Annotated in this window: 21 protein-coding genes; 14 read left to right on the top strand and 7 right to left on the bottom strand. The window is 35.5% G+C overall.

Annotated features, from left to right (window positions below; all coding sequences use genetic code 11):
- The first annotated feature begins 64 nt into the window (after positions 1-64).
- From B0E34_RS08525 to B0E34_RS08515, 3 genes are read left to right on the top strand one after another with little or no spacing between them, the layout of a single operon-like run.
- Positions 65-496 (top strand): hypothetical protein, encoded by a 432-nt coding sequence (locus tag B0E34_RS08525; RefSeq protein WP_087708792.1) that lies wholly within the window; start codon positions 65-67, stop codon positions 494-496.
- A 32-nt stretch (positions 497-528) separates the two neighbouring features.
- The gene (locus B0E34_RS08520; protein ID WP_087708675.1) at positions 529-1,521 is read left to right on the top strand and encodes an aspartate-semialdehyde dehydrogenase; all 993 of its coding nucleotides are present in this window, start codon (positions 529-531) and stop codon (positions 1,519-1,521) included.
- Between the two features lie 54 nt (positions 1,522-1,575).
- Complete coding sequence (locus B0E34_RS08515) at positions 1,576-2,580, top strand: cation diffusion facilitator family transporter (protein ID WP_087708673.1); 1,005 nt, start codon at positions 1,576-1,578, stop codon at positions 2,578-2,580.
- Between the two features lie 19 nt (positions 2,581-2,599).
- Here the strand turns inward: B0E34_RS08515 and B0E34_RS08510 are convergent, their stop codons facing one another.
- Together B0E34_RS08510 and xrtF are read right to left on the bottom strand one after the other, a co-directional pair.
- Positions 2,600-3,028 carry an exosortase F system-associated membrane protein gene (locus B0E34_RS08510; RefSeq protein WP_087708671.1) on the bottom strand — a complete coding sequence of 143 codons (429 nt, stop codon included), beginning with the start codon at positions 3,026-3,028 and terminating at the stop codon, positions 2,600-2,602.
- A complete protein-coding gene (xrtF, locus tag B0E34_RS08505; RefSeq protein ID WP_087708669.1) occupies positions 3,015-3,545 on the bottom strand; it encodes an exosortase family protein XrtF in 531 nt (176 codons plus the stop codon). The genes B0E34_RS08510 and xrtF overlap by 14 nt, the downstream gene beginning before the upstream one ends.
- A 48-nt stretch (positions 3,546-3,593) precedes the next feature.
- Between xrtF and B0E34_RS08500 the strand changes: the two genes are divergently transcribed.
- The 6 genes from B0E34_RS08500 to B0E34_RS08475 all read left to right on the top strand — a co-directional run bounded on the left by B0E34_RS08500 (position 3,594) and on the right by B0E34_RS08475 (position 7,663).
- A complete protein-coding gene (locus B0E34_RS08500; protein ID WP_087708667.1) occupies positions 3,594-4,610 on the top strand; it encodes an aminoglycoside phosphotransferase family protein in 1,017 nt (338 codons plus the stop codon).
- A 36-nt stretch (positions 4,611-4,646) separates the two neighbouring features.
- On the top strand, positions 4,647-5,051 hold the full coding sequence (locus B0E34_RS08495) for a GxxExxY protein (protein WP_087708665.1): 405 nt from the start codon (positions 4,647-4,649) through the stop codon (positions 5,049-5,051).
- Between the two features lie 89 nt (positions 5,052-5,140).
- Positions 5,141-5,551 (top strand): RapZ C-terminal domain-containing protein, encoded by a 411-nt coding sequence (locus tag B0E34_RS08490; RefSeq protein WP_087708664.1) that lies wholly within the window; start codon positions 5,141-5,143, stop codon positions 5,549-5,551.
- Positions 5,552-5,660: 109 nt separating this feature from the next.
- Complete coding sequence (locus tag B0E34_RS08485) at positions 5,661-6,374, top strand: nucleotidyltransferase family protein (RefSeq protein ID WP_087708662.1); 714 nt, start codon at positions 5,661-5,663, stop codon at positions 6,372-6,374.
- Between the two features lie 7 nt (positions 6,375-6,381).
- The gene (locus B0E34_RS08480; protein ID WP_087708660.1) at positions 6,382-7,134 is read left to right on the top strand and encodes an LOG family protein; all 753 of its coding nucleotides are present in this window, start codon (positions 6,382-6,384) and stop codon (positions 7,132-7,134) included.
- 58 nt (positions 7,135-7,192) lie between these two features.
- Positions 7,193-7,663, top strand: coding sequence for a DUF6702 family protein (locus B0E34_RS08475; protein ID WP_228423038.1), 471 nt, complete (start codon positions 7,193-7,195; stop codon positions 7,661-7,663).
- Between the two features lie 138 nt (positions 7,664-7,801).
- On the opposite strand, the gene B0E34_RS08470 is transcribed toward B0E34_RS08475, so the two are convergent.
- Complete coding sequence (locus B0E34_RS08470; protein WP_087708656.1) at positions 7,802-9,148, bottom strand: M949_1556 family lipoprotein; 1,347 nt, start codon at positions 9,146-9,148, stop codon at positions 7,802-7,804.
- A 27-nt stretch (positions 9,149-9,175) separates the two neighbouring features.
- Positions 9,176-12,067 (bottom strand): carboxypeptidase-like regulatory domain-containing protein, encoded by a 2,892-nt coding sequence (locus B0E34_RS08465; protein WP_087708654.1) that lies wholly within the window; start codon positions 12,065-12,067, stop codon positions 9,176-9,178.
- A 251-nt stretch (positions 12,068-12,318) separates the two neighbouring features.
- Between B0E34_RS08465 and B0E34_RS08460 the strand changes: the two genes are divergently transcribed.
- The gene (locus tag B0E34_RS08460; RefSeq protein WP_087708652.1) at positions 12,319-13,509 is read left to right on the top strand and encodes an endonuclease/exonuclease/phosphatase family protein; all 1,191 of its coding nucleotides are present in this window, start codon (positions 12,319-12,321) and stop codon (positions 13,507-13,509) included.
- A gap of 48 nt (positions 13,510-13,557) precedes the next feature.
- Complete coding sequence (locus B0E34_RS08455; protein WP_087708650.1) at positions 13,558-13,980, top strand: DUF6146 family protein; 423 nt, start codon at positions 13,558-13,560, stop codon at positions 13,978-13,980.
- Positions 13,981-14,027: 47 nt separating this feature from the next.
- Here B0E34_RS08455 and B0E34_RS08450 read toward each other — a convergent pair whose 3' ends face one another.
- On the bottom strand, positions 14,028-14,624 hold the full coding sequence (locus tag B0E34_RS08450) for a superoxide dismutase (RefSeq protein ID WP_087708648.1): 597 nt from the start codon (positions 14,622-14,624) through the stop codon (positions 14,028-14,030).
- Between the two features lie 497 nt (positions 14,625-15,121).
- Complete coding sequence (rho, locus tag B0E34_RS08445) at positions 15,122-16,972, bottom strand: transcription termination factor Rho (protein ID WP_087708646.1); 1,851 nt, start codon at positions 16,970-16,972, stop codon at positions 15,122-15,124.
- Between the two features lie 146 nt (positions 16,973-17,118).
- Between rho and B0E34_RS08440 the strand changes: the two genes are divergently transcribed.
- The 3 genes from B0E34_RS08440 to B0E34_RS08430 all read left to right on the top strand — a co-directional run bounded on the left by B0E34_RS08440 (position 17,119) and on the right by B0E34_RS08430 (position 20,614).
- Entirely contained in the window at positions 17,119-17,508 is a 390-nt protein-coding gene (locus B0E34_RS08440; RefSeq protein ID WP_087708644.1) for a DUF4293 family protein, read from the top strand.
- 174 nt (positions 17,509-17,682) lie between these two features.
- Positions 17,683-18,603 (top strand): M28 family peptidase, encoded by a 921-nt coding sequence (locus B0E34_RS08435; RefSeq protein ID WP_087708791.1) that lies wholly within the window; start codon positions 17,683-17,685, stop codon positions 18,601-18,603.
- A gap of 172 nt (positions 18,604-18,775) precedes the next feature.
- On the top strand, positions 18,776-20,614 hold the full coding sequence (locus B0E34_RS08430; RefSeq protein ID WP_087708642.1) for an ABC transporter ATP-binding protein: 1,839 nt from the start codon (positions 18,776-18,778) through the stop codon (positions 20,612-20,614).
- A 246-nt stretch (positions 20,615-20,860) separates the two neighbouring features.
- Here B0E34_RS08430 and B0E34_RS08425 read toward each other — a convergent pair whose 3' ends face one another.
- On the bottom strand, positions 20,861-22,651 hold the full coding sequence (locus tag B0E34_RS08425) for a phage tail-like protein (RefSeq protein WP_123956579.1): 1,791 nt from the start codon (positions 22,649-22,651) through the stop codon (positions 20,861-20,863).
- Positions 22,652-22,704: the final 53 nt, after the last annotated feature.

Here is a 22,704-nt window from a genome sequence, read left to right as displayed (position 1 = left end):
TCAATCCCGGCTTTTCGCCGGGATTTTTGCTATATTTGTGTCTGAAAAACAGAAAAAAATAAATATGGACTTTTACAACATTTTACTTAATGCTCACAAAGGATTCGGATATCTGGAAATTCTTTTGGTGACGCTGTTTGTTATTGCACTTTTAGCAACCATGTTCGGATTCAGTGGAAAAGTAAATAATTTCCTTAAGAAGACTACTCTTTTCACAATGATCTTTTTCCATGTTCAGTTCTTATTGGGGTTGGTAATGCTGATTATTAATTTCTCGAATGGTTTAAATATGGGTGAAGTGATGAAAAACTCAGCATTAAGATTTCAGTATGTAGAACATCCGTTTTCTATGCTGATCGCCGCTGTTTTAATGACGATCGTTAACAAAAAAGTAAAAACAAACCCTACGATTTCTTTAGGAGTCGTAATTATGGGATTAATTGCCGTAGGTTTATTTGCATTCGCGTTCCCATGGGCGAGAGTCTTCGGGGCATAAATATATTAACAAAATAATTTTTAATTAAATCAATGAAAGTAGCTGTAGTAGGTTCAACAGGAATGGTTGGACAAGTTATGCTTAAAGTTCTCGAAGAGAGAAACTTCCCTATCACCGAACTAATTCCGGTAGCATCCGAAAAATCTGTTGGTAATAAGGTGAAGTATAAACAGGAAGAATTTACGATTGTAAGCATGAAAGACGCTATAGCTGCCAAACCGGATATTGCTATTTTTTCTGCCGGAGGCGGAACTTCTCTTGAATTCGCTCCTATTTTTGCAGAAGCAGGGACAACAGTAATCGACAATTCTTCAGCATGGAGAATGGATCCTGATAAAAAACTGGTGGTTCCGGAAATCAATGCAGATGTATTGACGAAAGAAGACAAAATTATTGCAAATCCGAACTGTTCCACTATTCAGTTAGTAATGGTTTTAGGACCTCTGAACAAAAAATACGATTTAAAAAGAGTCATTGTTTCCACCTACCAATCCGTAACAGGAACCGGTAAAGCTGCTGTAGATCAGTTAAACGGAGAAATCAGCGGAGACGATTCTATTGCAAAAGTATATCCTTATCAGATCTTCAAAAATGCATTGCCGCACTGTGATGTTTTTGCAGACGACGATTACACGAAAGAAGAGATTAAATTAATGAAAGAACCTAAGAAAATTTTAGGGGACGATACTTTTAATTTAACCGCAACCGCAGTAAGAGTTCCAGTTCAGGGAGGACATTCTGAAAGTGTAAACATCGAGTTTGAAAATGAGTTTGATCTTGACGAAGTAAGAAAAATCTTATCTGAAACTCCCGGAGTTGTGGTGGTAGATAACGTGAAAAACAACGAATATCCGATGCCGCTGTACTCGGAAGGAAAAGACGAAGTCTTCGTAGGAAGGATAAGAAGAGACCTTTCGCAGCCCAAAACTCTGAATCTCTGGATCGTGGCAGACAATCTGCGAAAAGGAGCCGCAACGAACGCGGTACAGATTGCAGAATACCTTGTAGAAAATAACTTAGTATAAACTAACAAACATAAAAAGAGTCTCAGAATTGAGATTCTTTTTTTTATCAAACCTATGAACGTTCAGAAGAATAAAAGTAAAGATAAATTAGCCTTTCAGAAACTTATAGCCGCTTTCGGAGTTATTCTCTTTATCGGAAAAATTATCGCCTGGAAACTGACGAATTCCGACGCTGTATTTTCTGATGCCATGGAAAGTATTGTAAATGTCATCAGTGCCTTTATGGGGCTTTATTCACTATATCTTGCGGCAAAACCAAGAGACGACGATCATCCATACGGACACGGAAAAGTAGAATTCGTAACCTCAGGAATCGAAGGTGCTTTAATTGCCATTGCGGGAATTATGATTATATACGAAGGCATTAACAGCTTAATTATAGGAAAGGTTTTAAGTAAATTAGATATTGGAATCTGGATTATTGCCACCACTGCCGCTATCAACTATTTATTAGGCTATATTTCCATTAAAAAAGGAAAGACCGAAAATTCTATCGTTCTTATTTCATCCGGAAAACATCTGCAATCCGACACTATAACAACACTTGGTGTTGTTGTGAGTTTAATTGTGGTATATTTTACCAGAATTTACTGGCTGGATTCCGTTGTTGCCTTAGGTTTCGGTATATATATTATCGTAGTGGGATACAAAATAGTCCGCAAATCCTTAAGTGGAATTATGGACGAGCAGGATCCCGATCTTCTGGAACAAATCATACAGGTTTTAGAAGAAAACCGAAAAACGGAATGGATTGATGTTCACAACATGAAAATCCAGCAATTCGGAGCACATCTTCATATCGATGCACATATTACTTTGCCTTGGTATTACAGCCTTCGTGATGCACACAATGAAATGGAAAAAATGATCATCCTTTTGGCAAAAAACACAAAAAGAACGGTGGAATTTAATTTCCATATGGATGACTGTAAACCCTTCTCCTGTTCCGTTTGTCAGATATCAAATTGCCCTGTCCGCGAAAAAGATTTTGTAAAAAGAGTGGTTTGGACTCCGGAAAATGTGACTTCTGTGGATAAGCATTCCATTGAAGACAATTAAAATATAACTTCTAAAAATTTTATTGACTGATTTGCTTCCTGTAATAAAACATCGGGATAATCAGAAGTAAAATCAATGGCTGAATGACAAACCTTCTCATGTAAAAAGAAAAAAGATACCCGATTTCAAACCTGTCATAAATACTGTATAAATAAATCGGAAAAGTAATAGCAAAAATAATCGTAATTAAAATAGCTCCCTGAATTGTCCATTGTCTGTTTTTGAACCAGAAATGAATCACTACACATGAAAATAAGAGATTCAGAATGAACCGGAAAAGATATCCGGAAATTAATTTTCCCCATTCAAAAGAGGGAAAAGGGATATTCTTATTGGCTTCATGGAAATAATTGAGAAAAGGATCATAAAAAATTCTGTCTTCAAGTATTCTTACACTTACAAGACCTAAAACTCCCAATATGACTAAAACCCAGTTAAGATTTTTCATGTTTTAAAGCAAAAAATTTAATCCAGATTAGCCAAAGTAACACGACTGTCCCATATATAACCGCCGGAAAAATATAATCATGTACTATTTTGCCGTATTCCCCGTGATTGAGAATCACAATATTCAACCCAATTATTCTTAAAACATTAATAATGTATAGCAAAGCCAGTCCCAGAACTACAAAAACAAAGGTCTTTTTTCCTTTGTAAAAGGCAAAAACAAATGCTACAAAAAGAATCATCACAGAAACGGCATTGCAGCCTTCCACCATTCTTGTAGGATATTTGTTCCGGACATAAAAATACACCTGTTCGCCTTTAACATCATCATACAGTTGTGTTGAAAACCCCATAAAGTTCTGGATATCCCTCACCTGCTCTGCAATCATTCTCGAAAAGGGATCAAGACCTTCTTTCTGAAAACTGTTCAGAAAAAACTGATACGCAAAAAGCAGCACCAGATAAATGATGATGAAGCGCAGCAGAATGCCCAAAACAGGTTTAAAATCCTTTAGCATAATGCAAATATAGAAATTAGCCTGTAAATTATTATATTTGTGACATCTATGATTTCCGAATACGCCCAATTTTTTTTTGAAAATTATACTGGAAAACAATCTTCTGAGTTGATCTCTTTAGCTCAAAGTGGTTCCGCGAGAGTAAATTTTATTGTGAAAACTGATAAAAAGTTTATCATTACCTACAACGAAAATATAGCGGAAAATGAAAGTTTTCTGTATTATTCGAAAATATTTTCAGATTTAAAGCTTAATACGCCTAAAATTTTTGCCGTTTCGGATGACCGTAAAATGTATATTCAGGAGTTTTTAGGAGACCATACCCTTTCTGAAATCATTTCGAAGGAAGGTTTATCTGAACATGTAAAATCTTTGGTAAAGCAAACCCTGCAAAAACTGTATCAGTTACAGATTTCAACGCAGAATAAAATAGATTTCACCAAAACGTTCGAATATGAAAGCTATGATGAACTTCCGGTAATGCACGATCTGTATTATTTTAAAAATTTCGTGGCGGATGTTCTGGAGCTGGAATATCACAAATCTACCCTTCTGAAAGAATTTAAAAAAATTGTTGCCCTGATCGAAAATCTGGAACCGAAAGGATTAATGATCCGCGATTTTCAGGCAAGAAACATCATGGTGAATGAAAGGAATGAAGTATCCTTCATCGACTATCAATCGGCAATGAAAGGTCCGTTGATGTATGATGTCATTTCTTTTCTGTTTCAGGCAAAAGCAAACTTTCTGGAAGATTTCAAAAATGAGATGTTGCATTTGTATATAAATCAATTTGAAAATCAGGAAATTAAAGACAAACTAGATTTTTCGGTAAAACCAATTCAACTAATGCGGTTTCTTCAGGTTTTGGGAGCTTACGGTTTTCGGGGATTAATTCAGAGAAAACCGCATTTTATTTCAAGCTTAGAAAAAGGAATAGAAAACATTACAGCGTTTGCGCAAAACTGGGAAAATATGAACGATTACCCTGAACTTGAAAAAGTGATTAAACAATTAAATTCAGATAAAACAAAATTGAAAATTGAAGAAATATTAAAACATTAAGATTTATATTTAAGAAGTTAAGCATAGTTAAGTGTTATGACGAAAAAAGAAATTACACAATTATCTTATGAAATTACCGGTTTTGCTATAAAAGTTCACAAAACACTTGGACCCGGTTTGCTTGAAAGTATTTATGAAGAATGTTTAAAAATTGAACTCTTTAACAATGGATATGATGTAAAACAACAACTTTATACAACCATTAATTATGAAGGTGTTGATATTAAAACAAAACTGGTTGTTGATCTGCTCGTAAATGATGCTGTTATCGTAGAATTAAAAGCGATCGAAGAAATTTTGCCTATCCATGAAGCTCAATTATTAACATACATGAAAGTTTTGAAAAAGCCTCAAGGTCTGTTAATCAATTTCTTCACCGATAATATAACCAAATCTTTAAAACCTTTTATTAATGAATATTTTAAAGAGCTTCCAAACTAAATTTTGATTTATCAAAAATCTTAAATAAACTTAACTTCTTAAATATAAATCTTAACGGTTTAAGAATAAATAATTATAAAATTAAAAAAATGCTACACATCGACATACACAGTTTTTCGTACAAAAAAGGAGGAATTCCGAAAGATGAAACAGGAAACGGAGGAGGTTTTACATTTGACTGCCGTGGAATTTTAAATCCGGGAAGAGTGGAAGAATATAAAACCCAGACCGGAAACGACATCGGCGTTCAGGAATATCTGGAAACCAAAACCGAAATGCCTAAATTTCTGGAATTAATCAAGAATCTTGTTTCCATTAATATTGATAATTATCTGGAAAGGGGATTTGAAAATCTCCAGATCAACTTTGGCTGTACAGGAGGACAGCACAGATCGGTATATTCTGCGATAAAAATTGCTCGTTTTATTGAAGAAAAATATGGTGAAAAAGTTGAAATCTGCCTTCATCATGACGAACAGCATCAACTGAATCATAAGTAATGAGTAATGTGCAATAAGTAATATTTTTAAATTCGTTAATATTCTATTATTTATTGTTTTTAATTTAACCAAGATTATTTTATTACCAATTACTCATTACCCATAAAAAATGAAGGCACTTATTTTCGCAGCCGGAAAAGGAACCCGACTGAAACCATTCACCGACCATCATCCGAAAGCTTTGGCAAAGGTGAATGAAGTTCCGCTTCTGGAAAGAAATATTAAATATTTAAAAAATTTCGGAATAAACGATTTTGTCATAAACATTCATCATTTTGGAAATCAAATAGTTGATTTTTTAAAGCAGAACGATAATTTCGGATGTAAAATAGAAATCTCAGACGAAAGCGAAGAGCTTCTGGAAACCGGAGGCGGCTTGGTTTTTGCTAGAAAATTTCTCGATCATGGAGAAGATTTCCTGATCATGAATGCCGATATTCTTACCAACATTAATATTACAGAATTTGTAGAATATCATAAAAAGATAAAAGATTTTGCTACATTAGCTGTATCGGACAGAGAAAGCTCCAGAAAACTGCTTTTCAATGATGATCTGGTTTTAAGGGGCTGGCTGAATGTACAGACCGGAGAACAGAGACTTGCAGAATTCAACAAAGGATTCAAAGCTTTGGCTTTCAGTGGGGTACATTGCATCAATCCGCTTATCTTTGAAAAAATAAAAAGAACAGGCAAATTTTCTGTTATGGAAGAATATCTGGATCTTATGCAGACCGAGCATATCCATGGTTTCCTTCACGACAGTATTCTGATCGATGTCGGAAGACCGGAATCTGTAACGGAAGCCGAAAAACACTTTAAATAATTGTACAATGGGAATTGAAGGAACGAGGGATGAAAGTTTGGTAAATCCTGAATTTGATAGTAACGAAACAAGATTACAAAACAGTCTGCGACAAAAAACCTGGGACGAAACCATTACAAAAGACAGTTGGATGGTTTTTAAGGTAATGGCGGAATTTGTAGATGGCTATGAAAAACTGGCTAAAATTGGCCCGTGTGTTTCTATTTTCGGATCTGCAAGACTGAAGCCGCAAAGCAAATACTACAAAATGGCGGTGGAAATTGCTGAGAAAATTACAAAATTAGGCTTCGGAATCATTACCGGAGGAGGTCCCGGAATTATGGAAGCCGGAAATAAAGGTGCTTTCAATGCACAGGGAAAATCCATCGGTTTGAATATTGATCTGCCTTTTGAGCAGCATTTCAATCCTTACATCAATAAATCGTATTCGATGAATTTTGATTACTTTTTTGTAAGAAAAGTAATGTTTGTAAAATATTCGCAGGGATTTGTAGTTATGCCGGGAGGATTTGGTACATTAGATGAACTTACGGAAGCTTTAACGCTGATTCAAACCAACAAAATAGGAAGATTCCCGATTGTTTTGGTAGGGTCGGAATTTTGGAGCGGATTATTAGACTGGTTTAAAACTACGTTGCTTAAAGAAAAGATGATCCACGAAGAAGATCTGGAACTTTACCGTGTGGTAGACACCGCAGACGAAGCGGTAGCGCACATCAAAGCTTTTTATGATAAATACTCTGTAAACGTTAACTTTTAATTGGCACATTATTTGTGACTTAAAATTAACAATCATGATTGTAAATCTATTATCCAAGATGAAAAAAATTTTATATATATCAGGAATTTTAACATTTTTTGTGTTAATGAGTTTCACGTATGTAGACTTTTTCTCTTCAATGACTAAAGTGGATTATATTGATGGAAGCAAAACATTGAAGTTCACCACAAAAATGAATACAAATCATATTTCTGATGCGATAAAGATCAACCCGAATACGGCAGGATTTGAAGCAGAGGTTAAAAAGTATGTAAACAATAATTTTGATGTGTATGTCAATGGCTCACCCAAAACAATTACATTTACGGGAAGTCAGGTAAGCGGAGAAACAGTATGGGTATATTTTGAGACAGGAGGCGTTTCAGATATCAGTACCTTGAAAATAAAGAATACGATTCTCTTAAGCGCCTTTCCGAAGCAGATTAACCTTGTTAATATTGCATACAAAGGAAGCCAGAAAACAATGAATTTTCAGCGCGGAAAAGAGGTAAACGAAGTTTCTTTTTAAAAACAATGAAATTAACAACGATACCACTGCTTTTGCGGTGGTTTTTTGTTTGAGCTGAATCTTCTCTTTAAAACCTAAGAAAACACAAAAGCCGAAAGAAAACTTCCGGCTTTTATATTATTTATAATTACAATAATCTTAAGGCGTTTTGAAAACTTTTACGTTATCAATTTCCACTGCACTTGCAACTGTTGTTGATGGGTTTGTATACTTAAATGCAATTCTGATATTTTGATTTAAGTAAGGCGTAAGGTCAATCAATCCGGAACCTACAAAACCTCCAAATGAAGCAATATCTGTATCTATAACAGCATTAAGAGGTGTCCAGTTTAATGTATTAGGATTACCTCCCGCGTAAGTATCTGTAGTAATTAAAACCTGTAATGGATTTCCAGGAAATCTTACGTCTGTTTCAAAATAAAGTTTAGCTGCTGTAGCTCCTGATAAAGAAAGAGATTTTGAAATCAACCAGTCTTCATTAACTCCTCCTAATCCACTTATGTAAGCAGAAGGCGCAGGGTTACCAAAGTTTGTAGTTCCCCAAACCTGTGTACCGGAAACATTGAAGGCTGTCCATGCATTAGCTGTCAAGTTTGCAAAAGGTTCATTCAGCACTAACGTTGCAGGCGTTAATCTAGGATTTTTAAATTCAATATCACTGATTCCTCTTATCACATTTTGGAATGAGCTATTATATTTACTTACTACAAATGTAATATCTCCGCTTGTATTTGGAATTGCATAAGTAGGCTTAAAGAATCCGTCAGTTCTAACGGTTGCCTGAGTTCCATAAATATCAATGATATGTCTATCTGTATCTACTGCAGTACCCGACGCATCGGTATTCATTAAATTTAAACCAACTTCAGCATCAACAAACTGAACATTCTTTACTTTAGCAAGCGTATTGATATATTTATCATTTTTAATATCTGCAAGAGTAAGTTCACGAGGAGTGATTGTAGCAATATCCAACCCTGTTCCGTTACAAACACCTGCAATATATCTGCTGATAATAGACTCCGGAATTCTTCCGATAGCAAAATCTGGATCTTTAACTCCTAAAGTAATAACCCCAGCAGATTTTCCGATAACCATACCGTTTGCTCTGATTCTGATGTGTGCTCCTACAGGGAAATCTGCATAGTTTAGAGACTTATTAATCCCTAATACCAAACCTACTGTAGGATTTTGAGGTTTGTCCTGAAAAACAAGAGTTTTATAGAAGTTTCCGTTTGCATCTGATGAAACTACATATCCATCAAAAATTACCTCTGGATGAGTTGCATCCTGCGCAGGAACAGTATATACTCCTGAAGATGGGGATAATGCCACAAAATCTGCCATCGTCATGGTAGGTGCAGCAAATTTATTGTTACATGTGATTTCTGGTGCATCCCATTTATCGTCGTGGATGCAAGAAAGCTGAGTAGCTCCTAACACAGCTACACCTAAGCTAATTTTTAAGAAGTTTTTTATATTCATTTTTTTATATTTCTAAGATTAAATTTATTAGAATCTCACTTGCAAGTTTACAAAGTAAGAACGTCCTTGTGTATACCAGTATTTAGGTGCAAAGTTTGGATATCTGCTGTTATAATCGTTTTCGAAATCAACATTACCATTCGCACTTCTTATTTGCTCGAAACCTCCTGTAATATATTTTCTGTTATCAAGAATATTATTTACTGAACCAGAAATCAATACATAATACTTACCGATAATCCATGATTTTCCAACATTGGCATTCACGAAGAATGATGAAGGAAGTTTTACCTGTTGCATATAACGCTCAATTTTCGGATCATCAAGATTCACGAAAGGAGTACTGCTGTTATTGTTTTGAATAAAATCGTTCGTTCTAAGAATTGCAGATGGATCAAGATTGTTGTCATCAAGATAATTCCAGCTCGCTCCAAACCACCAATACTTAGGAGAATTGTATCTGAATCCTGCAGAAAATGCTTTCTGAGCTGTTCCTCCAACTTTAAAATCTTTTATATATGCAGTTCCTAAATTAGCATAAGGTGCAGCCATTACATCAGAAGATATATAAACATTAGGATTGTTGGTATATTTATACTCTCCCCAACTTGCAACTCCCTGTAATGAAAGAGTCGGAAGTACTTTTACATCTACACCAAGTTCAGCACCCATGTTTCTTTTGTTCACATTAGACATAGTCTGTGTTACAAACGCACTGGCTGTTTTATCTTCAGATCCTGTATCTGCCTCGGACACATTAAGAACTAAACCGTCTGCAAAAAATCTCTGAACATTGGTATCATTTTGTGTATTAACAATATAACCTGTTGCTCTTAATTTTAAGAAAGGCGTAGAAATAACATAGCTTAAATCATTTGCACTGATTACTGCATTCTTAATATTTGGAACTGTATAATTATTCGCTCTAGGATTGATAAAAATATCTTCTAAGAATGGAGCCTGTGAAAAATATGCACCATTGTATACAAAGAAATTCCTACCGTTAAGTCTATAAATAATTTGTCCTTTTAAACCATAATTCCAATAATTATAATCTTTACTTTCTCCAAAAGAATTGTTTTGATAAAGATAATTTTTAAAAAGACCCTCTCTATTTGATGTTGAGTATCCGAAAAGACCACTAACAAATACATCAAACTGTCCTGTAGATAATTTAAGTCCCGGATTTACTTTTACTTCTTGTCTTCTAAGAATATAATCATAATTGATCTTATCGCCAACATGTTTTGCCAATTGTGTATCATTCATATCAAACAGACCTGAAGAACCTGCTTTGTTGGAATCTGCATATGGATCGACATTTAGTGCATAATCTGCCCCTAACAAATCATTAACCTCTCTATAATATTCCGACTTAAAGTTTTGATAAGAAACATTTAACAAAAATCTTGTCTTATCATTAAAGTTATAGGTATAATGTGTAGCAGCATTAAAAATCTTATCGTCGCTTACATCATTTACTAAAAAATACTTAGCTCTTTTCCCTGTAAGTCCAAATCGTGTAGACATCTCAGCCTGATCTACAACATCATTTGCAAGATTGGCAGCATATAAAGAACTCCAGTTAATCTGAGTTACATCTTGATTATTATTGATCCAGTTTTCATTCGCAGCCTGATATCCTTGCAATAATAAATCATAATTAGCAGCGGGAGTATTATTATGATATTGGCTGTAAATAATACTGTTTAAGTAATAACTCGGTAATTTTTTATAATACGTTGGAGAAGGGTTTTGTGCATTCTGCCAATCTAATCTTGACCCTTTATCTTTTCCAAACTGGTAAGAAACACTCGTCCACAAATTAGATTTTTTGTTGATTTTTAAAAAATCCTGAATCTGGAAGATTGGCTGAAAACCTTTTCTAACTCTTTCACTTCTTTTTTCGCCATCTTGCCATCCCCAATATGAGTTATAATGTACTCCTCTGTAATCAAAAACTTCCTGAGTACTCGGACTTGCTGTTGACCTTCTGTAAGGAGAAGCAAAAGCATTAAATGTAATCGTATGATTATCGTTAATTCTCTTCTCAATACCTAAATAAGTTCCGTAAGCATCATAAAACGTTCCTTCCTGAATACCTTCTTCAGCCCATCTTTTAGCTCCCATCACAGTGAACGCCCAGCCTTTTTTACTCATTCCGGAAGTGTACCTCAAAGAAACTCTCTGACGATAATTTCTGTTAGTAATGGAATAAGTTGCCTGAAATCCTTTTCTATACTCACTCGCTTTAGTATTTTTGTAAATAATTCCGCTTGCCCCACCAAATGCATATTCTGAAGGTGAGTGGTTAGAGAAAATTTCAGGATATCTCACGATTTCATTAAGGCCTCCCCAATTAGAAAAGTCTACATTTCCGTTATCAGATTTTACCATGGAAACTCCATTCATCATATTTTCGGAAGTTCTTCCGTCAATACCTCTTGGTCTGAACCAATATGCTCCCAAATCAAAACTGGCAATTCTGTTAAATACATCCTGAGAAGATTGTAATAAACCAACCGTAGAAGCTTGTCCGCTACTTCCGTCTTCATCATCACTTCCACTATTGTCAATGATTGCTAAACCTTGATCCGCGCTTGTAAGTGCAGAATATAGGGTAATTGTCCCTAAATCCTTTTTCTTCTCACTGTCCATTACATCAAACTCCATTACTTTGGTTTCGTAATTCGGTTTTGTAATCACAATTTGGTAATGCCCCGGCTTCAGGTCTACAAACTGGAAGTATCCGATTTTGTCAGCCGTTACATCATTGTCATTCCCTTTAAGATCTACTTCTGCCCTTTCAACGGGCTTTCCTTCAGCATCTTTTAAATAGGCAGAAACCGTAGTCTGTGCAAAATAGTATGATGCTGGAAGTAAAGTAAATAAAGAGACTAATGATAGTTTTTTAATCATGAGTATATTTATTTTTTAAATACTTTTCTTGTTAATTCTCAACAGTTTAAAAGTTGGGGACGCAAATTTAGTCAAAATTTAGAATTTACAACTTTTTTTACGTTATTTTTTCTTAACATTGCAAGCTTTTAAGAATCATTATAAATAAAAACGTAAATACCACATTTTAAATTTACAAATATTTAAAATAGCGGGAAATTAAAAAAAAGTAAATTTGCAGATTAAATAATATTAATAATAACTCTAAGAGAATGAAGAAATTTTTGAGTTTTTTTGCCATCGTTTTATCAATAATGGCATTTTCACAACAGCAGGGAAAACTGAGAAAGGTGGCGACTGTAGGTTTTTTGAATGTGGAAAACCTTTGGGACACCATTCAGTCAGCAGATTATATCGACGGGACTAAAGATATTAAAAATCCGGCTTTCCACAGAAGCATTCCATTGGATTCCGTTAAGTTTTTAGAAGCTGAAAAACACGACGGACCATGGAGCGATGGCGCTTTAATCGGTAAAAAAGTAGTAAGATACCAAGGCGGCTCGGAAGAATTTACTCCAAAAAGTGCTAAAAACTACAACACGAAAGTGTATAAGGCGAAACTTGCCAACGAAGCCAAAGTAATTTCTGAAATGGGAGCACAATACACTAAAACGGCTCCTGCTGTGGTAGGTTTAATTGAGGTGGAAAACAGACAGGTTATTCAGGATCTTATTAATGAACCGGCACTGAAAAAATATGATTACGGAATCATTCATTACAATTCTTATGATTACAGAGGAATTGATGTGGCTTTGATTTACCAGAAGAGAAGATTTACTCCAACCAATTCTTTAAAAAAGGAACTTAAAGTTTTCGGTGACGAAGGAAAAAGAGAATATACAAGAGATATTTTGGTGGTTACAGGCTTCCTTGATAATGAAAAGGTGGCATTCTTCATGAATCACTGGCCTTCAAGAAGAGGGGGCGAAGCGGTTTCTCTTCCTAAAAGAAATGCAGCAGCAGCTTTACTGAAACAACAAATGGACAGTGTAAGAGCAGCAGATCCTTCAACAAAATTATTTGCAATGGGAGATTTTAATGATGATCCTGTAAGTGCAAGTTTAAAAAATCATCTGAAAGCACAGCCAAGCCCGAAAGATTTAAGTGATGCCAATCCTTATCTTAACTTAATGTACCCTTTGTATAAAAAAGGAGTTGCTTCATTAGCGTATCAGGATGCACCAAACTTATTTGACCAGATTATTGTTTCTAAAAATTTAGTTTCAGATCAGGTAACAAAAGATTATTCGGTTTATAAGGCTGAAATTTTTGCTCCTGCTTACTTAGTGAATAAAGAAGGAAATTACAAAGGCTACCCTTTCCGATCATGGAACGGCGACCAGTTTACCGGCGGTTACAGCGACCACTTTCCGGCATTTGTAGTTCTCCAGAAAGAACCATAAAAATACAAGGCACTCAGATTGAGTGTCTTTTTTTTGTAACTTTATGAGATGAAAAATTTAGTTTTACTATTAATACTTTCTTTATTTTCAGTCTATTGTTCTGCGCAAAGCAATCCTAAGAATGAAAAAGAAAAGTCGGAAATTAAACCATCAAAGAATGATGATGGAGAATGGGATCTTACGGTAATCGATACTCAGTTTGATTATTTTCTGAATGCCATTGCCAAGCCACTCAGCCAGTATTCTGAATCTTATCTGAAGAACAGAAATACTTTTCTGGTCACTGAATGGAATTCCTACTATAGTTCCGGAAGATACAGAAATGTGATAGAATCATCCATTGACTATGATCCGAAAGAAAAATACGGTATTAAATTCGAATACAAACTGTATCAGGTTTTTGCGTATGTAAACTGGAAATACGGTTTAAAAATGAACGGACTTTCGGGAAGTGATACCACAAGATACTAAAAAAGGTTCAGAGCATTCTGAACCTTTTTTATGAAATAGTTGAATAATTATTTGTTGAATAATTCTTCTACTTTATCCCAGTTTACTACTTCGAAGAATGCTGAAACATAATCAGGTCTTCTGTTTTGGTAGTTTAAATAATAAGCGTGCTCCCAAACGTCAAGTCCTAAAACAGGAGTTCCTTTTACGTCTGCAACCGGCATTAACGGGTTATCCTGATTCGGAGTTGAAGAAACAGTAACAGAACCGTCAGCATTTTTTACCAACCAAGCCCATCCTGAACCGAATCTTGTTTTAGCAGCATCAGAAAAATCTGTCTTGAATTTTTCAAAACCTCCGTAAGCTTCGATAGCAGCTTTTACATTTCCTACAGGTTCTTTGCTTCCGCCCGGAGTTAAAACTTCCCAGAATAAAGTATGGTTAAAGTGTCCTCCTCCATTGTTTCTTACTGCTGGTTTATCAGTTCCTGTCTGGCAGATTTCTTCAATAGTTTTTCCTTCAAGATCAGTTCCTTTAATCGCATTATTTAAATTGTCTACGTATGTTTGATGATGTTTTGTATGGTGGATTTCCATTGTTCTTGCATCAATTGTCGGCTCTAATGCGTCGTAAGCATATCCTAGTTTTGGTAATTCAAATGACATAATTTTATTTTTAATGTTATTACCCAAATTTAGCCATTATTTAATCTATATTCAAAAAATGAGGATTACTTTAATAAATCTTTAACATTGATATATTGATTTAGAATGAATTAAATTTTCATGGTAAGAAAGTCTAATGACGGAAGCTTATCAATTTTGAAAAATTTATTTTTGAATTAAAGCTGATAACAAACCAAAGGGTTCAAACAAGAATTTTTTCAGACTTTATTTTAATGCTATATTGAACTCTTTCAGGATCACAAATTTTGTGGATTCAATGAAATATTGAAATATCTGACAAAAACCCTAGCCTCGATTGCAGCAATTGTCTGAGCTCATTTTAGGATTTCGGCGGCGGCTTCGCCGCCGAAATCCTAAAATAGCGAGTGCGGAAAGCGAGATAAAGCTCCAAAAAAAATAATTTAATTTCAAACCAAAAACTAAAAAAGCACGAACATTAAACGTCCGTGCTTTCTATTTAACAAATTAAATTCAATTTATTTATTCATCGACATCAGGAATTCTTCGTTATTCAAAGTTCCTTTGATGTTTTTGTCTACAAATTCCATTGCTTCGATTGGATTCATTTCAGAAAGGTATTTTCTAAGAATCCACATTCTCTGGGAAGTAACTTCATCCAGAAGCAGATCGTCTCTACGGGTACTTGAAGCCACCAAATCAATTGCAGGATAAATTCTTCTGTTGGCAATTTTTCTGTCCAACTGAAGTTCCATGTTTCCTGTTCCTTTAAATTCTTCAAAGATTACCTCATCCATTTTAGAACCGGTATCGATAAGAGCTGTTGCGATGATCGTTAGAGAACCTCCTCCTTCAATCTTTCTTGCCGCTCCGAAGAATCTTTTCGGTTTATGGAGTGCATTTGCATCAACACCTCCCGATAAAACTTTACCTGATGCAGGAGTAACGGTATTGTAAGCTCTTGCCAATCTTGTGATGGAGTCTAATAAAATCACAACATCATGACCACATTCTACCATTCTCTGTGCTTTCGCCAGAACAAGGTTAGCCACTTTTACGTGCTTTTCTGCCGCTTCATCAAAAGTAGATGCAATTACTTCCGCATTCACGCTTCTTTCCATGTCGGTAACTTCTTCCGGACGTTCGTCGATCAGAAGAACCATCATATAAACTTCAGGATGATTGGCAGCGATAGAATTGGCAATATCTTTCAGCAACATGGTTTTACCGGTTTTCGGCTGTGCAACGATCATTGCTCTCTGTCCTTTCCCGATGGGTGCGAAAAGATCCACCACTCTTGTAGAAATAGTAGAGCCTTTTCCGGCAAGGTTGAATTTTTCCTGTGGGAAAAGCGGCGTTAAATATTCAAAAGCAACACGGTCTTTAATAAAAGCAAGATCACGTCCGTTAACTTCTGTGGGTCTTAATAAGGAAAAATACTTTTCTCCTTCTTTCGGTAATCTTACAATCCCTTTTACGGTATCTCCTGTTTTCAGGCTGTAATTTCTGATCTGTGCCGTAGAAACGTATACGTCGTCCGGTGAAGAGATATAACTAAAGTCTGAAGAACGTAAAAATCCGTAATTGTCCGGTAAAATTTCCAAAACCCCTTCAATGCTTACCATTCCGTCGAAACTGAATTCCTTTTTAGGAGCTTCGTGCTGTTCTTCCGCTCTTTCAGAATGCTGCTGTTGCTGCTTATTCTGATGCTGATTTTGGTTTTGATTCGGACTTTGGTTATGGTTTTGATTTCTATGCTGGTTTCCGTTGTTGTTCGGATTGTTGTTTTGTCCTTTTGGGGATCTGGCCTGCTGTTGAGGGGTATTATTCGGCTTTTCTTCTGCCGGAGCAGCTTCCTGAGATTCTGTGTTTTTTGGAGCTTCTGTTTTTTCCTGAGGCGCTTCTGCATTGGTTGTACTGGCAGGAGAAACTCTTTTCCTCTTTTTCTTAGCTTGTGCTGCTGCAGTCTGTTCTTCTATTGCTGCTGCAGGTTCCGCTTTGGTTTCTTCAGATTTTTGTTCTTCAGAAATGGGTTCTTTTACTTCTACTTCCGCTTTTTCTTCTGCTTTAGGTTTTGTTTCTTCCGCAGGTTTCGCTTCAGCTTTTGTCTTCGCTGCCGTTTTTTTCGGAGCAGCTTTTTTAGCAGGAGCCTTCGCAGGTTTTTCTGCCGGTTTTTCTTCAGTATTCGTACTGATTTCAGTAGCGTTGAAATATTCTTTTGCTACTTTTGGATTGGAGGCCTGAAAGTCAAGAATTGCAAAGATTTTGTCATTTTCAGTGCTGTTTCTTGCCACTTTAACGCCCAAATCCTTTAAGATTTTAGTCAGTTCCGTTACGGATTTTGACCTTAACGTTTCAATGTTAAACATATTTAGTGTAAAAAATGTAATTAATTGTGAATAAGAAAAGTAAGTCAGGTGACTGTTGTTTTCAAGTACATTCGTATAATGCAAATCTACACTTATTTTTGAATTGTGCAAAATTTATATTACTTTTGCGTAGAATTAAATATTCAATGCTACAAAGAATACAGACTATATGGACTTTTTTAGCAGTGTTGGCTGCTGTATTTCTGTTCATTACAGGAGAGGATGTTGTTATTTCGGACAGCATTCCTGTGATTAATATCGGATGTATTGTCCTTGTTTTGGTGGGAGTACTCAGTATTTTCAGCTTTAAAAACAGAAAAAGACAAATTCTGCTGAATAACATCAGCATTATTATAAACGCTTTGTTGATTGGTGTATTGATGTACTGGTTACTAAAATTATCCGGAGGAATAGATTTTCCTGAGAAGGGTATTGAGCCGGTTTTCTCATTAATTGCGGTGATCTGTCTGCTTATAGCAAACATTTACATCAAAAAAGATGAGAGGCTCGTAAAATCTGTAGACAGACTTCGATAACCTTACAACGATTTTTTGAGTGAGAACAGCTTCTTTTAGGAGCTGTTTTTTTATTTGTGTATTTTCAGAATTATTCGTCTTTAGGAGATGTATTCCTATTATTTTTCAACTGAATATATTTTCCGTGCAACATTTCCGTTTATACTGCGACAGATTGTTTATAAATTATTAAAAATGAAAAAACTTACTTATCTTACTTTCTCGCTCTTTTCAATATTTTCTTTTGCACAGGAAGTTTCGACGGAAAGAGTGCAAACTGTGCTTGCAACTCTGGCCTCCGATGAAATGAAAGGCAGAGAAATCGGAACTGCTGAAAATGATAACGCCGCCAATTATATCGCAAAGCTTTTTAAAGAAAACAATTTAGATTTCTGTACCGGAAATTCTTATCTCGTTCCTTTTGAATACAAGGGAAAAACCGTGTATAATGTATGCGGCGTAAAAAAGGGTAAAACAGAAAAATTCTTAGGATTTTCCGGACATTTTGATCATATCGGAACCAGCAATAATCTTAAAGACAATATTTACAACGGAGCCGATGATGATGCAAGCGGAATTACCACTCTGGTAGGAATTGCAGATTATTTCAAAAATAAAAAACCGGAGTTTTCTTTGGTTTTCATGGCATTTAACGGAGAGGAAAAAGGAATGCTGGGTTCCAGAGCCATTTCAAAGGACGAGAATTTAAATCCGATTTATGATAAAATGACTGCGCTGTTTAATTTTGAAATGGTGGCTACAGAATCTGCTTTCGGAAAGAATGCTTTGTTTATGACGGGTGATGAATTTTCGGATCTTGATGAATTGTTTAATAAAAATGCGGCAAACGGCTTAAAAATAAATCCTGATCCTTATGCTTCAGAACAGCTTTTCTACCGATCAGACAATGTGAGTTTCGTTAAGAAAAAAATTATCGCGCATTCTTTTTCTACGGTTGACATGACGAAAGCTACACATTATCATCATGAAAACGATGATGTAAATGTGGTGGATTTCGAGAATTTAACCACCATCATCAATAATTTCGGGAAGACTTTAGACAAACTTTCGCCAAAGAATTTTGAACCGAAGTATAACGATAAAGTGAAATTTTAAAATTCGATATCTAAAGCCATCTTTCTTCGGGTGGCTTTGTTTTTTCTGAGAAATATCTGCACGAAAATCTGTAACAAAATACTTGGTACATCAACTTATTATAAAGTAAAAGTCGATTAAAAACGTCTTATCATTTTAATTACGTAATTTTGCTATCCAATTTTTTCATTGAATGAACGAATATAAAAAAATATTAAAATTCGCCAAACCACACCAGAAATATATTTTCGGAAGTTTATTTTTCAACTTATTATATTCTGTATTTCAGATTGCTTCTTTAGGAACCATTCTTCCTGTTTTGGGAATGCTTTTCGGAACTATTAAAAGGGAAGATTTTGAATCTCCGCCTGTTTATTCCGGAAACCTTACAGATTTATTTCCTTATCTGAAAAACTATTCCAATTACTACATCCAGACTTTAGTGGATGATTATGGTACGCTGAATGTTTTGGCATGGCTCTGCGTCATCACAGCATTTATGTTTTTGCTGAGAAACCTTTTCAGATATTTAGGATCTTTCCTGTTGATTAATTATCGTGTAGGTGTTACAAAAGATCTGCGCGGAGAAATGTACCGTAAGGTTTTAGCTTTGCCGGTTTCATTTTTTACAGAAAGCAGAAAAGGAGATATGATGTCGCGTATGTCCAATGACGTAGGCGAGGTGGAAGGCAGTATTTTAGGAAGTTTGGTAGAGCTGATTAATGCTCCGTTTATGCTTGTGAGTACTTTAATAAGTCTGTTTCTGCTAAGTTCTGAATTAACCCTTTTTTCTCTTCTGGTTTTACCGGTGATGGGAACTTTAATCGCGTTAATCGGGAAAAGTCTTAAAAAAGATTCTCACGAAGCGCAGAATGAAATGGGAACGATATTTTCTATTGTTGATGAAACTTTAAAGTCTTCAAAAGTAATTAAGATTTTCAGTGCAGAAAAGATCATGGATAACCGCTTTATGGGTTCTATGCAGAGATGGATCAACAGCTCAATACGATTGGGAAGAAAAAAAGAACTGGCATCGCCAATCAGCGAATTTCTGGGCTCTGTTACCTTCTTAATCATTGCATGGTATGGCGGAAAGCAGATTGTTGTGGAACACAGCATTGCGCCACAGGATTTTCTGGTTTTTTTAGGAATGTTCTTCCAGATTTTGCCTCCGGTAAAGAGTTTATCACAATCAATTTCAAACGTACAGAAAGGAGAAGCTTCTTTGCACAGGGTTTTGGAAATTCTTGAAGCTGATGTAAAAATTGAAGAAGTTGCTGATCCTGTAAGTATTTCGACGCTTAATACAGCTATTGAGTTTAAAAATATCGGTTTTTATTATGATAAAGAACACGCCATTCTTAAAAATTTCTCTTTGAGTATTCCAAAAGGAAAAACGGTAGCTCTTGTCGGACAAAGCGGAAGCGGAAAAACAACGATCGCGAATCTTCTGGCAAGATTTTATGATGTTTCCGAAGGGGAAATTCTGATTGATGGGGTAAATATTAAAAATTTAAGGTTAAAAGAATACCGTAAGCTTCTCGGGATGGTTACCCAGGAATCTGTATTATTTAATGATACGGTGTACAATAATATTCTGATGGGGAAACCTGAAGCCACCAGAGAAGAGGTAATTGCCGCTGCTAAAATTGCCAATGCAGATAACTTTATTACGAATCTTCCTGACGGATACGATTCTAACATCGGAGATGACGGAGGAAAGCTTTCAGGAGGTCAGAAACAGAGGGTTTCCATTGCAAGAGCCGTATTGAAAAATCCACCGATTATGATTCTGGATGAAGCAACTTCTGCTTTGGACACCGAATCGGAAAGATTTGTTCAGGATGCACTGGAAAAGATGATGGAAAACAGAACCTCTTTGGTTATTGCCCACAGACTTTCTACCATTCAGAAAGCGGACTGGATTGTGGTAATGGAAAAAGGGGATATTGTAGAACAGGGAACCCATCACGATCTTATCGCGAAAAAAGGTGTTTATCACAAACTTGTAGAACTGCAGAATTTCGATTAATTCTGTTTACAATAAAATTAAGAAAGAGTATTTCGAAAGGGTTAAAATCTGAGGAATACTCTTTTTTTTATTAAACGGATTCAGTTTCAATGCAAGATTAAAAACCAATATCTTTATGAATCAGGTTTTCAAATTTCCATTTTTGGCTTCATTTAAGCTTATTATTTCTACAAAACAAAAGCTTCTGCAACATGAACGATGCAGAAGCGACCTTTAAAAACTATATAATTGTGACTATTATATTCTTTACTGTGTATTTATTCCATTAAATTCAGCTTGTTTTATTGCCCATGCAAAAGCATTCGCAGAGATAATTGAATTATAAACATCCTGATCTAATGCATCTCCTCCTCTTCCATAAGAAGTTTTAACAACCGGCAAATTACTTCCGTTTACTTCAAAAGGACAAATAGTATCAGAAGCACCACAATTTGAATTAAAACCACCATCACCAATCCATATGAAATTCAGTGTTTTATGCTTAAATGCAGTGACTCTTCCCGCTGTACCTCCAGGTGAAGCCTGTGATAGATCAGAATCTGTAGAATATATATCTATTTCGCTGGAAGGAATACCTGATGCATAAGTAGTTGCTGAAGCATCTTCTCCCCAAGTCTTGCCTCTTGCATCACCAAAAGGTCCGTTTATAATTTCATCATTAATTACAGGAAGTCTGTACAAAGCACCCGCTGCATTTACACCACCTGTTGTAATGGTATTATCATTAAATACATACCTAAAAAGTCTTTGCATACCTGCATTGGATTCACTGAATGCCAAAACAACTCCTCCTTTCACCAAATAATCTGCAATAATATCTGCTTCAGCATCAGAAGGTGCCCATGAATATCCTATAACCATAATATCAACAGGACTTGAACCAGAAAGCCAACCTTGCAACTGAGCAATACTAGGACTATTTCCACCATTAATTCTTGTAAACCCTTCTGCTTTTACTACACTTGTTGCTGTAGTCCCAAAATTTGAGGCTGTAGAAATCATTCGTCCAGATGCTGCTATTCCTGAAAAATTATACCCATATACATTTTCTGACGTTCCTACTGCGAGTAATCTTTTAATTGGAATAACTACAACTACACTTACCGTACATGTTGTAGATACACCACCTTGGCTATCAGAAGTTATTGTAATTGTTTTAACCGAAGTAGAAGTAGGCGTGCCCGTTCCTTGTAAAGTAATGTTTTGATTTCCAGTTGCTGTAAAAGTTCCGGAACCACTAAAAGAAATTCCATCAACTGTATTAGTGGTAATCGTGTAACTTCCCAGAGAAGTAACATTTACAGGCAATGTTATTGTATTTGAAGCCGTGAGAGGCGTTCCTACTTTATATACACCATTTACTATTGCTTTTCCACAACTCATTGTATAGGTTGCTGCAGGGCTTAGAACAGTAATCGTAACTGGTGGTGTACACGTAACATCAACTCCATTGGCAGAAAGCTGTATTGTGTCTGTTTGTATCGCGGCAGGAGTTCCCTGTCCCGGAATTTGTATTGTTTGTATACCTGTGTTCAAAAAAACTCCTGTTCCATAAAAATTATAACCGTTAGTTGTGGTGCCCATAATCGTATAATTTCCTATTTTAGTAACATTTACCGTCACACTAAGGTAATTGGAAGTGGTTAATTCTTTTCCTTTTACGTAACTTCCAACAGCTTTTGTATTAGAACAATCGATTGTAAAAACCGATTTTCCTATTTGTCCGCAGACGCTTTTCCATTCATTATCTGCAAGGCTCCAATAGTTCAGGCAGTCTTCTGTGGTATTGTAAACCGTAAGACCATCATCATTTGCCGAGTTGATGACTATGGCATTTCGCTGAGTTTCAGTAAGACGCGGAATGAGAATTCCCTTATTGCTATTTCCTGAAACAATGTCCAGAACAGAATTGGTATTGGGCGAAGAAGTATTAATCCCTACTGCTCCGTTGTACTGCGAAAAAAAATTTTCAAAAGCAAAGAACAGAACAATCAGTAATGTTCTTGCTAAACATCTGGTAATTTTTGTATTCATCATTTTTTATTTTTAGATTAAAATTTTAAATAAAGATTATAATCTCTGCAAAATTA

This window comes from Chryseobacterium mucoviscidosis, assembly GCF_002177115.1.
GTDB lineage: Bacteria > Bacteroidota > Bacteroidia > Flavobacteriales > Weeksellaceae > Chryseobacterium > Chryseobacterium mucoviscidosis.
This window is presented reverse-complemented; position numbering and strand designations above follow the sequence as displayed.

Coding starts and splice junctions, on each gene's coding strand:
- B0E34_RS08425 (WP_123956579.1), bottom strand. CDS start 22,651: ATGATGAATACAAAAATTACCAGATGTTTAGCAAGAACATTACTGATT.
- B0E34_RS08435 (WP_087708791.1), top strand. CDS start 17,683: ATGAAAAAACTTACTTATCTTACTTTCTCGCTCTTTTCAATATTTTCT.
- rho (WP_087708646.1), bottom strand. CDS start 16,972: ATGTTTAACATTGAAACGTTAAGGTCAAAATCCGTAACGGAACTGACT.
- B0E34_RS08455 (WP_087708650.1), top strand. CDS start 13,558: ATGAAAAATTTAGTTTTACTATTAATACTTTCTTTATTTTCAGTCTAT.
- B0E34_RS08495 (WP_087708665.1), top strand. CDS start 4,647: ATGACGAAAAAAGAAATTACACAATTATCTTATGAAATTACCGGTTTT.
- B0E34_RS08465 (WP_087708654.1), bottom strand. CDS start 12,067: ATGATTAAAAAACTATCATTAGTCTCTTTATTTACTTTACTTCCAGCA.
- B0E34_RS08460 (WP_087708652.1), top strand. CDS start 12,319: ATGAAGAAATTTTTGAGTTTTTTTGCCATCGTTTTATCAATAATGGCA.
- B0E34_RS08525 (WP_087708792.1), top strand. CDS start 65: ATGGACTTTTACAACATTTTACTTAATGCTCACAAAGGATTCGGATAT.
- B0E34_RS08440 (WP_087708644.1), top strand. CDS start 17,119: ATGCTACAAAGAATACAGACTATATGGACTTTTTTAGCAGTGTTGGCT.
- B0E34_RS08430 (WP_087708642.1), top strand. CDS start 18,776: ATGAACGAATATAAAAAAATATTAAAATTCGCCAAACCACACCAGAAA.
- B0E34_RS08485 (WP_087708662.1), top strand. CDS start 5,661: ATGAAGGCACTTATTTTCGCAGCCGGAAAAGGAACCCGACTGAAACCA.
- B0E34_RS08520 (WP_087708675.1), top strand. CDS start 529: ATGAAAGTAGCTGTAGTAGGTTCAACAGGAATGGTTGGACAAGTTATG.
- B0E34_RS08510 (WP_087708671.1), bottom strand. CDS start 3,028: ATGAAAAATCTTAACTGGGTTTTAGTCATATTGGGAGTTTTAGGTCTT.
- B0E34_RS08475 (WP_228423038.1), top strand. CDS start 7,193: ATGAAAAAAATTTTATATATATCAGGAATTTTAACATTTTTTGTGTTA.
- B0E34_RS08470 (WP_087708656.1), bottom strand. CDS start 9,148: ATGAATATAAAAAACTTCTTAAAAATTAGCTTAGGTGTAGCTGTGTTA.
- xrtF (WP_087708669.1), bottom strand. CDS start 3,545: ATGCTAAAGGATTTTAAACCTGTTTTGGGCATTCTGCTGCGCTTCATC.
- B0E34_RS08490 (WP_087708664.1), top strand. CDS start 5,141: ATGCTACACATCGACATACACAGTTTTTCGTACAAAAAAGGAGGAATT.
- B0E34_RS08515 (WP_087708673.1), top strand. CDS start 1,576: ATGAACGTTCAGAAGAATAAAAGTAAAGATAAATTAGCCTTTCAGAAA.
- B0E34_RS08480 (WP_087708660.1), top strand. CDS start 6,382: ATGGGAATTGAAGGAACGAGGGATGAAAGTTTGGTAAATCCTGAATTT.
- B0E34_RS08500 (WP_087708667.1), top strand. CDS start 3,594: ATGATTTCCGAATACGCCCAATTTTTTTTTGAAAATTATACTGGAAAA.
- B0E34_RS08450 (WP_087708648.1), bottom strand. CDS start 14,624: ATGTCATTTGAATTACCAAAACTAGGATATGCTTACGACGCATTAGAG.